The sequence below is a fragment of the Pseudomonas sp. MWU16-30316 genome, from assembly GCF_020515645.1.
GTDB classification, from domain to species: domain Bacteria; phylum Pseudomonadota; class Gammaproteobacteria; order Pseudomonadales; family Pseudomonadaceae; genus Aquipseudomonas; species Aquipseudomonas cerasi.
Map to the genome: position 1 here is coordinate 783230 of NZ_JAIZAZ010000001.1, position 11136 is coordinate 794365.

The window sequence follows — 11136 nt, forward strand, 5'->3', positions numbered from 1 at the left end:
TCGGCCATAAGTGCTTGTTTCATACCGACTGTCAGTTAAATGGCTGTAACAGGAACCGTACGACGGTTTCTTTTTCCAACTGCATCTTTATGCATGTTATACCGGCGTAGTTACGTCCTTCTGTCTGATCAAAACCGTTGCGGGTTACCCATGTCGTCTAATAAAAGCCTCGTTCTCGCCCTGTGCATCGCCGTGACCGGCTGTGCGCAAACCCCACAATCCGACTCTGCTGCAACCGGAGGCCATTGGTGGCAGTTCGGTTCCGGCAGCGACTCCGCTGACGCAGGCACCGCTGCCAAGGCTCCGGCACCGAGCCCGGCGCCCGCTCCGGTTGCCAAGGCTGCTGCAACGCCGGCACCTGAGGCAGGTGCTGAAAACAGCGCGCGGTGGTACTGGCCGTTCGGCTCGAACGATAACGCGCAGGCCAAACCTGATGCCGTGGCCGACAAGCCGGCCGCCAAGCCTGCTGCACCGGCGATGGTTGCCAAGTCGGAGACCGACAGCAAGTGGTGGTGGCCGTTTGGCAATGACTCCGCCAAGGACGAGCCGAAAGCGCTGCCGATGCCTGATCCGAAAGTGACCCAGGCCTGGCTGGACGAATACGAGCCGCGCCTGCGCGCTGCAATCAAGGACAGCCCTTTCCAGCTGGAGCGTCGCGAAGACCTGCTGGCAATCACCGCGCCCGTCGACAGCTCGTTCAACCCCGACCGTCCGGCCATGCTGCTGCCCAACACGCTGGGTCCGATCACCCGTCTGGCCAAGGTGGTAGAAGGCGATCAGAAAACTGCCGTGCTGATTCTCGGTCATGCCGACACTTCGGGTCCTACCGAAGCCAACCAGAAGATCAGCCAGGAGCGTGCGCAGTCGGTTGCCGCGATTTTCCGTCTCAGTGGCCTGGAGCGTAATCGCCTGAGCCAGCGTGGCATGGGTGCTGTGATGCCGCGCGCCGCCAACGACAGCCTGCAAGGGCGTGCGCTCAACCGCCGGGTCGAGATCCTCATGACACCGCAGGACACCATGCGCGCGCTGATGAGCCGCTACGCACTGCCGCCAGTTGCGCCGACCATGGTCGCGACTCAGGACGTCAAGCCAGTCGCCCCGGCACCTGCCGCCGCACCTGCGAAGAAAGCCACTGCGAAGAAAGACACCGCCAAGAAAGCTGCACCGGCCAAAGCCAGCACCGCCAAGAAGGCCGCGCCAGCCAAGACCACCGCAGCGGCCAAGAAGCCGGCAGCGACCAAAACCACCGCCAAGGCCCCGGCCAAAACCGCAACGCCCGCCAAGAAGGATGACAGCCAGGCCAGTAACTAAGCCTGTCAGCACCCACGCGGATCGTCACTGACGCTTCGCGTGGGGTCGATCCGTGACCCCGCAGGAACCAGACCATGACCCAGACCCTGGCCGATATGCGCCGTGATTACACGCGCGACGGGTTGACCGAAGCGCAATCGCCGGACGAGCCCTTTGCACTCTTCCATGCATGGTTTGCCGACGCGGTGAACACCGAGCAGCCGCCGGTCGAGGCTAACGCCATGACATTGGCGACGGTTGATGAGCAAGGACGTCCCCATTGCCGCGTCCTGCTGCTCAAGGGCCTGGACACTCAGGGCTTTACGTTTTTCACCAACTACGAAAGCGCCAAGGGCCAGCAGATCGCTGCACGTCCATTTGCCGCGATGACCTTCTTCTGGCCGACACTGGAGCGCCAGGTGCGTATCGAGGGTCGGGTCGAGAAAGTCTCTGCGCAAGAATCCGACGCCTATTACCAGGTGCGCCCTCTGGGCAGCCGTCTGGGTGCATGGGCCTCGCCACAAAGTCGTGTGATCGCCGATCGCGACGAACTGGAAGGTCTGATCAGACAAACGGAACAACGCTTCGCAGACACCCAGCCACACTGCCCCGAGCATTGGGGTGGCTATCGTCTTTTGCCCGAGCGGATCGAGTTCTGGCAGGGTCGCTCCAGTCGACTTCACGACCGTTTGAACTATCGTTTGATAGACGACAGATGGACACGCGAGCGCCTTGCACCCTGATTGAATTATTCGTCTGGCCAATCGTCTGAGCGTTATACGGGCCGTGGCTGTATGAGGCCTGAATCAATTTAATTTGCGGGCTCGGGGCCGTGACAGCGCCTTTGTCGGGTAGTCTAATGGCCACTGATTCCTCTGGAGATTCCTTTTATGCGCAAGTCTGCTCTTCTGGTTGCTTCGTTCACTGCCATGGCACTGATGATGGGCGGCTGTACCTCGAATCTGACCGGTGATTCCTACTCCCGTGACGAGGCCAGGACCGTACAGACAGTTCGCATGGGAACGATCGAATCCCTGCGTCCGGTCAAGATCGAGGGCACCAAGACCCCGATCGGCGGCGCGGCAGGTGCAGTCGTTGGTGGTGTGGGCGGCAGCGCTATCGGTGGCGGTCGCGGCAGTATCGTGGCAGCGGTGATCGGCGCAGTGGCCGGCGGCCTGCTGGGTTCGGCGACCGAGGAAGGCCTGACCCGTACGCAAGGTGTTGAAATCACCGTGCGTGAGGATGACGGCAGCATGCGTGCCTACGTGCAGCAGGTTCAGGAAAACGAGATTTTCCGGGTCGGCGAGCGTGTGCGCATCATGAGCGTCAACGGCACCAGCCGCGTTACTCACTGATCCGTAACACCGCACAGCAAAACCCCGAGCCGCAATGCTCGGGGTTTTTTATTGCCAGGCGTAAATGGGCGTGAATATCATGCCCATTGCTCACGAAGACGATGTATCGAACGCCCTGTTTCCTGGGGTCAGCCCTCGATCCCCAGCATGTCGCGCACCAGCGCTTCAGCCACCCGAATGCCGTCCACGCCAGCCGAGAGAATCCCGCCCGCATAGCCAGCGCCTTCACCGGCCGGGTAAAGGCCTTTGGTGTTCAGGCTTTGCAGCGCCGGCCCGCGGGTAATGCGCAGCGGTGCCGAGGTACGGGTTTCGATGCCGGTCAGCACAGCGTCGTGCAGCGAGAAGCCTTTGATCTGCTTGTCGAACGCAGGCAGGGCTTCACGAATCGCTTCGATGGCAAAGGCGGGCAGGGCCTCGGCAAGGTCCACCAGCTTCACGCCCGGCTTGTAGGATGGTTCAACACTGCCCAGAGCGGTCGAGGCCCTGCCTGCAATGAAGTCGCCGACCAGTTGCGCCGGAGCCTCGTAGCTGCTGCCGCCGAGCAGATAGGCGTGGGATTCCAGACGCTCCTGCAACTCGATACCGGCCAGCGGGCTGCCAGGGTAGTCCTGTTCCGGCGAGATACCGACCACGATGCCCGAGTTGGCATTGCGCTCGTTGCGTGAGTATTGGCTCATGCCGTTGGTGACCACTCGGCCGGGCTCTGATGTGGCTGCCACGACCGTGCCGCCAGGGCACATGCAGAAGCTGTAGACCGAGCGGCCGTTGCTGGCGTGGTGCACCAGTTTGTAATCGGCTGCGCCGAGCTTCGGGTGACCGGCATATTTGCCCAGTCGCGCGCGGTCGATCAACGATTGCGGGTGTTCGATGCGGAAGCCCACCGAGAACGGCTTGGCTTCCATGAACACGCCACGGCCGTGCAGCATGCGGAAGGTGTCACGGGCACTGTGGCCCAGCGCCAGAATCACGTGCCGGGACTCGATCTGCTCGCCGCTGTCGAGCTGCACGCCCAGCAATTGGCCATCCTCGATCATCACGTCGGTCACGCGCTGCTGAAAGCGCACTTCGCCGCCCAGTGCTTCGATCTGATGGCGCATGTTCTCGACCACGCCCGTCAGGCGGAACGTGCCGATATGCGGCTTGCTGACATAGAGGATTTCTTCCGGCGCGCCAGCCTTCACGAACTCGTGCAGCACCTTGCGGCCGATGAATTTCGGGTCCTTGATCTGGCTGTAAAGCTTGCCGTCGGAAAAGGTCCCGGCACCGCCCTCGCCAAACTGCACGTTGGATTCGGGGTTGAGCACGTTTTTGCGCCACAGTGCCCAAGTGTCCTTGGTGCGCTGGCGAACTTCGGTGCCGCGCTCGAGGATGATCGGCTTGAAGCCCATCTGCGCCAGCAGCAGCCCGGCAAAAATGCCGCAGGGTCCGAAACCCACGACGATCGGACGCTCTGTCAGGCCCTCGGGAGCGTGACCGACGACTTTGTAGCTGACATCAGGTGCCGGGCCGACGTGGCGGTCATTGGCCAGCTTGCGCAACAGTGCCTCTTCATCCTTGACCTGGAAGTCGATGGTGTAGATGAAGCACAGATCGGAAGACTTTTTGCGCGCGTCGTAACTGCGTTTGAAGAGGGTAAAGTCCAGCAGTTCGCCGCTGTCGATACCCAGGTGCTTCAAGAGCGCAACGCGCAGGTCTTCTTCCGGATGATCGATCGGCAGCTTGAGTTCGGTGATTCGTAACATTAAGGGGTCCAGTTTTCGGGCCGCAGGTTCAGCCCGACAGCACTACAAGAACCGGCGATTATAAGCGCTGAACCCCTTTGGCGGCGAGCCTGGGCGATCAGTCGTCGCGCGAACCGCCGTAATAACCGCAGCCACGCTGGGCCTGGCCGTTGATGCGCAGCTCTGCGGTGAGGTGTTGCACCGAGCCGTCGACGCTGTCGACGCAGCGCTGTGGCGCGACCCAGATCTCGATGCGCTGGTTGTTGGCTTCACTGCTGATGCTGAAACTGCCGTCCGGCAGCTTCTCTTCCACGTAGGGCAACGCCAGTGGGGCAACGCCCTCGCGCTCCAGAACCATGCCCTTGCCGCTGACATTGACGTTCCAGGCGGGCTTGTTGCCATTGACGTGCAATGTCAGGCGTTTGAAATTGAGGTCTTCACAGGCCTGGCCGGGACGTTCGACGCGGTACAACTGATGCAGGTCCAGCTGTCCGTCACTGTTGGCCGCCTTGCTCGCAGCAAAACTGCCGCGCAGATCGGCAAACACCGTGCCCTTGCTGTCCGCCAGCGAGGCCGCTTCCTGCAGAATACCGGTGTTGCCGCGATCCTTGACCACGTAGCGACGCTGCTCGTTACAAGGCTTGAACAGCAGCTGGCCGTTTTCTCCGGTCAGGTCGCCCTGCATACGGAGCATGCCCGCCGTGGAAACCTTCGGTTCCTCGGCCTGTTTACCGAGCAACTGACACCCGGCAAACAGCGGTAAAAGAGCAAATACGAGGACGGAACGGGCAGCGAACATGATGTGGTCTCCAGACAAGTGCCGCCACGTTACTCAGACTGGAGGTGCATCACAAGGGTCGGGATGCTTATCGCGCGAGCAGTGGCTTTGACTATCGTTCAGGTTTGACGCTGACTGTAGGAGCGAACGTGTTCGCGAAAGGGCTGTTTTGTTCGACGAAAATACATCGTTTAAACGAACGCCTTCGCGAACAAGCGAAGCGTCACCCGATTCGCTCCTGCAAAACCGTTTCGGCCTATAGGGGCGTGGCGTGCGCTTACCCGCCCAGATACGCGTCCCGCACTTTCGGATCGACCAGCAGTTCTTCGCCTGTGCCTTGCATGACCACGCGGCCGTTTTCCAGTACGTAGGCGCGGTCGGCGACTTTCAGGGCCTGGTTGGCGTTCTGTTCGACCAGAAACACCGTCACGCCATCGCGACGCAGCTGTTCGACGATCTCGAAAATCTGCTGGATGATGATCGGCGCCAGACCCAGCGAAGGCTCGTCCAGCAACAACAGCTTGGGCTTGCTCATCAGTGCTCGACCGATGGCCAGCATCTGCTGCTCGCCACCGGACATGGTGCCGCCGCGCTGATTGAAGCGTTCCTTGAGGCGTGGAAAGAGCTGCAGGACCTTGTCCATCTGTTCCTGATAATCAGCCTTTTCCGTGAAGAAGCCGCCCATCGCCAGGTTCTCTTCAACGGTCAGGCGCGCAAACACCCGACGGCCTTCCGGCACCACGGCAATGCTCTTGCGCATGATGATCGACGACTCCAGCCCGACCAGTTCCTCGCCCATATAGCGAATACTGCCGCTGTGGGCGCGTGGTGAGCCGCACAGGGTCATCAACAGGGTGGACTTGCCGGCACCGTTGGCACCGATCAGGGTGACAATTTCACCCTGACGCACTTCCACGTTGACGCTGTGCAGCGCCTGGATCTTGCCGTAGAAGGTGGAAACGTTTTCGAATTGCAGCATTTACGCTTCCCCCAGGTAGGCTTTGATCACATCGGGATTGTCACGAATCTGTTCCGGTGTGCCATCGGCCAGAGGTGTGCCCTGATTGATCACCACGATGTGGTCGGAAATGCTCATTACCAGTTTCATGTCGTGCTCGATCAACAGGACCGTAGCGTTGTGCTCGCTGCGCAACACGCCGATCAGCGCTTTCAGATCATCGGTTTCTCTGGGGTTCAGACCCGCCGCCGGTTCGTCGAGCATCAGAATGCGCGGGCGCGTCATCATGCAGCGGGCGATTTCCAGGCGGCGTTGCTGACCGTAGGCCAGCGTCCCGGCAGGGCGGTTGGCGAACTCCCGGAGGTTGACCGCCTCAAGCCAGTGCTCGGCGTAGTCCATTGCTTCACGTTCGCTGCGGCGGAACGCGGGCGTCTTGAACAGGCCGGACAGGAAGTTGGTGTTCAAATGCCGGTGCTGGGCAACCAGCAGGTTTTCCACGGCAGTCATTTCCTTGAACAGGCGCACGTTCTGGAACGTACGCACCACGCCCTTGCGCGCGATCTGATGGCCAGCCAGGCCCTGGATCGGCTCACCGTCCAGCAGAATCGTGCCCGCGCTTGGCCGGTAGAAACCGGTCAGGCAATTGAAAACTGTCGTCTTGCCGGCGCCATTGGGGCCGATCATCGATACGACCTGCCCCTGATTGACGGTCAGGGCAACGCCATTGACCGCCAGCAGGCCGCCAAAACGCATGCTCAAGCCAGTGGCTTGCAGTAATGGGCGGCTCATTTCGACTGCTCCGCTTTCAATTTCATTTCGGGGCGCTGCATCGGCAGGAAGCCTTGTGGGCGCCAGATCATCATCAGCACCATCAGCGCGCCGAACATCAGCATGCGGTAGTCACTGAACTCACGCATCAGCTCGGGCAACAGGATCATCACGATGGCTGCCAGGATCACACCCAATTGCGAGCCCATGCCACCCAGCACGACGATGGCCAAGATGATTGCCGACTCGATGAAGGTGAACGATTCCGGGGTGATCAGGCCCTGACGCGCGGCAAAGAAGCTGCCTGCGAAACCTGCGAACGCAGCGCCAAGGGTGAACGCCGAGAGCTTGATCACGGTCGGGTTCAAACCCAGTGCACGGCAGGCGATTTCGTCTTCGCGCAAGGCTTCCCAGGCCCGGCCGATCGGCATGCGCAGCAGGCGATTGATGACGAACAACGCCGCCAGTGCCAGCAGCAGGGCGATCAGGTAGAGGAAGATGACCTTGTTGATCGAGTTGTACGGCAGGCCGAAGAACTCGTGGAAGGTCTGCATGCCCTCAGCGGCCTTGCGCTCGAAGGTCAGACCGAAGAGGGTCGGCTTTTCGATGTTGCTGATGCCGTTCGGGCCGCCGGTGATATCGGTCAGGTTACGCAGGAAGATACGGATAATCTCGCCGAAGCCCAGCGTCACGATAGCCAGATAGTCGCCGCGCAGACGCAACACCGGAAAGCCCAGCAGGAATCCGAACAGCGCCGCCATCAACCCCGCGATCGGCAGGCAGATCCAGAAACCGAGTCCGTAGTAGTGCGACAGCAGGGCATAGCTGTAGGCGCCGACCGCATAGAAACCGACATAGCCCAGGTCAAGCAGACCTGCCAGGCCGACTACGATGTTCAGGCCGAGGCCGAGCATCACGTAGATCAGGATCAGCGTGGCAATGTCCACCGCACCGCGTGACCCGAAAAATGGCCAGATGAACGCAAGCACGATGAGCGCCGCAAGGCCCCAGCGCTGGGTTTTCGGCTGGGTCAGGAAGTCGCTGGTCTTTTGCGGGATCAGCGGCTTGTCGGAGCCGCGACGCAGGCCGCTGATCTGCTCGGCAAACAACACGCGCAGAAACAGCAGGACCGAACACACGGCAATGATGGTCAGGGTCAGCGGGCTGGCGTTCTGCACTTGCAGGGTGACGCCGGAAAAGGCCAGTTTCAGACCGAACACCGGATAGGCCACGGCCCAGACCAGTGCGGCGCTGAACAGCGCCTGCTTGAAGGACTTGCTCATACTTTCTCAACCTCCGGACGACCCAGAATGCCGGTCGGTCGGAACAGCAGCACCAGGACCAGCAGGCCGAAAGCCACCACGTCCTTGTACTGATCACCAAAAATGTCGGCACCGAAGGCTTCGGCGACGCCCAGCACCAGGCCACCGAGCACGGCACCCGGGATCGAACCGATACCGCCCAGTACCGCAGCCGTGAAGGCTTTCAGGCCGACGAGGAAGCCGGCGTTGGGGTTGATCACGCCGTACTGCATGCTCAGCAGCATGGCGGCGACAGCGGCCAGTGCCGCACCGACCACGAAGGTCAGGGCGATGATGTTGTTGGTGTTGATGCCCAGCAGATTGGCCATCTTCATGTCCTCGGCGCAGGCGCGGCAGGCGCGGCCCATTCGCGAGCGGGAAATGAACAGGGTCAGGCCGGTCATGGCCACCAGGGTGACGACGAACACCACGATCTGCATGTAGGAAATCAGCACTTCCTCTGCGCCACCGGGCCCGAACGAGAGGCTGCCGGGTAGCAGGTTGGGGATGGCGAAGTTGCCCGAACCCTGGGAAAGCTGGACCGAGTTCTGCAGAAAGATCGACATGCCGATGGCAGAAATCAGTGGAATCAGACGGTTGCTGTTGCGCAACGGACGGTAGGCCACACGCTCGATGCTGTATCCATAGGCACTGGTCACGATGATCGCAGCGGCAAAACCGGCAATCATCAGCAACGGCAGGCTGTGAATCCCCAGCATCGCCAGGCCGGCGAGTGCCATGAAAGCTACATAGGAACCGATCATGTACACCTCGCCATGGGCGAAGTTGATCATTCCGATGATGCCGTACACCATCGTGTAACCGATGGCGATCAATGCATACGTACTGCCAATGGTCAGGCCATTGACCAGCTGCTGCATGTAGTGGAATAACTCGGGCATTTACCGCGCTCCTAAAAACCTGATCTGCATTTCTCTGACCTGCGCCGGGGTGGCATTCTGTGGATGCGTAGCCTGTTGCGCTGCCAGGGAACCGCTGTTGACGGTTTTAAGATTTTCAGGGGGCCTCGTGCACGCCGTTCGGGTCGCCGAAACGTGCGTACGGGCCTGGATTCGTAAAACAAAGCCCACTGCGCTGGCAGTGGGCTTTGAGGGTTGATGCAAGCAGCTTATTTGGCGGCTTCGGTCTTGGGTTTGCCGAAGTGCCACTCGTAGACCACGAACTGGAAGTTCTTCAGGTCACCTTTTTCGTCGTAGCTCAGCTCGCCCATTGGCGTCTTGAAGGTACCGGCATGGATGGCAGCGGCCACCTTGGCGGTGTCTTCGGACTTGGCGGCCGCGATGCCGTCAGCAATGACCTGCACGGCGGAGTAGGACGGGTACACGAACGGGCCGCTCGGATCCTGGCTCTTGGCCTTGAAGGCTTCGGTCAGCGCCTGGTTGGCCGGGTCCTGGTCGAAGGATTTTGGCAGGGTGACCAGCAGGCCTTCCGAAGCATCGCCCGCGATTTGCGAGATCGACTCGTTGCCGACGCCTTCAGGGCCCATGAATTTGGCGTTCAGGCCTTTTTCCTTGGACTGACGCAGGATCTGGCCCAGCTCAGGGTGGTAGCCGCCGTAGTAGACGAAGTCGACGTTGGCCTGCTTGAGCTTGGCGATCAGCGACGAGAAGTCCTTGTCGCCAGCGTTGATGCCTTCGAACAGTGCAACCTTGACGCCTTTTTTCTCCAGCGTCTGCTTGACGGCTGTCGCGATGCCTTCGCCGTACTGCTGCTTGTCGTGAATGACTGCAACGATTTTCGGCTTGGCGACGTCGGCAATGTAGTTGCCAGCGGCCGGACCCTGGGCGCTGTCGAGACCGATGGTGCGGAACACCAGTTTGTAGCCGCGCGCGGTGATTTCCGGGCTGGTGGCAGCCGGGGTCACCATGATGATGCCTTCATCTTCGTAAACGTCGGACGCTGGCTGAGCGGAGCTGGAGCAGAGGTGGCCGACCACGTATTTAACGCCGTCGTTGACCACTTTGTTGGCGACCGCAACGGCCTGTTTCGGATCGCAGGCATCATCGTATTCGACGGCTTCGAGCTTTTTGCCATCCACGCCGCCTTTGGCGTTGATCTGCTCGATGGCCATCTTGGCGCCATTGAACTGCATGGTGCCGTATTCGGCGACAGGGCCGGTCTTGGGGCCGGCAATGCCGATCTTGATGGTGTCAGCTGCGAACGAATGGCTGGCAACCCCCGCCATAACCAGTGCGGCAAACAGCCTTGAAAGCTTATTGGTACCCTTAGTCATGATGCTCCACTCTTGCGTTGTAGTTTTTATAATCCTGATGGCCAAGGCTCCAGGACCGATTCGATCACCGGTTGTCCCACGCCGCCAACTGTACCGGAACAGTTTAGAGCGCGGTTCGCTGGCTTGGAAAGCCGGGCGTCTGGGGACAAACCTGTGGGTGTCGCTTAATCGAAAGAAAGTTACAGAATCGAACCGCTTGAGTGTCTGAAATCACTTCAGATCCATAAGGTTATCTGCACTTCCCTGCGATAAATCGCCTGCTTCTGGGCTTGCCGGTGGGAAAGTCGGCGGTATGATTGCGCCGATTTTCTTTTTGGTGAAACCCATGACGCAAGAACCTAGCACCCTCTATGCCAAACTGCTTGGCGAAACGGCCTCAATCACCTGGACTGAATTGCAACCATTCTTTGCCAAGGGTGCCCTGTTGTGGGTCGAGTTGCCTCTGGATTTGATCGAAGTCGCCGAGGCAGTGGCCGAAAATGATGCAGCCAAGGTGTCTGCGTGGCTGGCGGAGGGGCGGGTTGGCAAGGTGTCTGAAACCAAGGCGCTTGAGCTGGTGGAGACAGATCCGCTGCTCTGGGCTGTGGTAGTGGCACCTTGGGTTTTGATTCAAAACAGGGCGCAGGATTGATTTGCGCACCAGTCAGGTGCCTTGCGGTTTTCCGGAGTGAGTGGGAAGGTAACTCTTCGGCAGCCCGCGTAGCGTAAAAC

The 11136-nt window shown here is 60.3% G+C and carries 11 protein-coding genes and 1 pseudogene; 4 read left to right on the top strand and 8 right to left on the bottom strand.

Features of this window, described 5'->3' with window-relative positions:
- Positions 1–150: 150 nt before the first annotated feature.
- The 3 genes from LCH65_RS03705 to LCH65_RS03715 all read left to right on the top strand — a co-directional run bounded on the left by LCH65_RS03705 (position 151) and on the right by LCH65_RS03715 (position 2645).
- Positions 151–1311, top strand: coding sequence for an OmpA family protein (locus tag LCH65_RS03705; RefSeq protein WP_226439159.1), 1161 nt, complete (start codon positions 151–153; stop codon positions 1309–1311).
- 74 nt (positions 1312–1385) lie between these two features.
- A complete protein-coding gene (gene pdxH / locus LCH65_RS03710; RefSeq protein ID WP_003363512.1) occupies positions 1386–2033 on the top strand; it encodes a pyridoxamine 5'-phosphate oxidase in 648 nt (215 codons plus the stop codon).
- Positions 2034–2180: 147 nt separating this feature from the next.
- The gene (locus tag LCH65_RS03715; RefSeq protein ID WP_003363510.1) at positions 2181–2645 is read left to right on the top strand and encodes a glycine zipper 2TM domain-containing protein; all 465 of its coding nucleotides are present in this window, start codon (positions 2181–2183) and stop codon (positions 2643–2645) included.
- A 128-nt stretch (positions 2646–2773) separates the two neighbouring features.
- On the opposite strand, the gene LCH65_RS03720 is transcribed toward LCH65_RS03715, so the two are convergent.
- The 8 genes and pseudogenes from LCH65_RS03720 to LCH65_RS03755 all read right to left on the bottom strand — a co-directional run.
- Entirely contained in the window at positions 2774–4387 is a 1614-nt protein-coding gene (locus LCH65_RS03720; RefSeq protein WP_226439160.1) for an NAD(P)/FAD-dependent oxidoreductase, read from the bottom strand.
- Between the two features lie 97 nt (positions 4388–4484).
- Complete coding sequence (locus LCH65_RS03725; RefSeq protein WP_003363504.1) at positions 4485–5165, bottom strand: membrane protein; 681 nt, start codon at positions 5163–5165, stop codon at positions 4485–4487.
- Between the two features lie 256 nt (positions 5166–5421).
- On the bottom strand, positions 5422–6123 hold the full coding sequence (locus tag LCH65_RS03730; protein ID WP_002554807.1) for an ABC transporter ATP-binding protein: 702 nt from the start codon (positions 6121–6123) through the stop codon (positions 5422–5424).
- A complete protein-coding gene (gene livG, locus LCH65_RS03735; RefSeq protein ID WP_003314434.1) occupies positions 6124–6891 on the bottom strand; it encodes a high-affinity branched-chain amino acid ABC transporter ATP-binding protein LivG in 768 nt (255 codons plus the stop codon).
- Complete coding sequence (locus tag LCH65_RS03740; RefSeq protein WP_003363501.1) at positions 6888–8153, bottom strand: high-affinity branched-chain amino acid ABC transporter permease LivM; 1266 nt, start codon at positions 8151–8153, stop codon at positions 6888–6890. The genes livG and LCH65_RS03740 overlap by 4 nt, the downstream gene beginning before the upstream one ends.
- The gene (gene livH / locus LCH65_RS03745; protein WP_003314436.1) at positions 8150–9073 is read right to left on the bottom strand and encodes a high-affinity branched-chain amino acid ABC transporter permease LivH; all 924 of its coding nucleotides are present in this window, start codon (positions 9071–9073) and stop codon (positions 8150–8152) included. The genes LCH65_RS03740 and livH overlap by 4 nt, the downstream gene beginning before the upstream one ends.
- A 227-nt stretch (positions 9074–9300) precedes the next feature.
- Positions 9301–10425, bottom strand: a complete 1125-nt coding sequence (locus LCH65_RS03750) for a branched-chain amino acid ABC transporter substrate-binding protein (RefSeq protein ID WP_003431160.1) — start codon at positions 10423–10425, stop codon at positions 9301–9303.
- A 75-nt stretch (positions 10426–10500) separates the two neighbouring features.
- Positions 10501–10752 (bottom strand): annotated as a pseudogene (locus tag LCH65_RS03755) (hypothetical protein); the annotation flags it as partial.
- On the opposite strand from LCH65_RS03755, the gene LCH65_RS03760 reads away from it, so the two are divergent.
- Entirely contained in the window at positions 10751–11056 is a 306-nt protein-coding gene (locus LCH65_RS03760; RefSeq protein ID WP_096105347.1) for a DUF2288 domain-containing protein, read from the top strand. The pseudogene LCH65_RS03755 and the gene LCH65_RS03760 sit on opposite strands and share 2 nt — an antisense overlap.
- The last annotated feature ends 80 nt before the right edge of the window (positions 11057–11136 follow it).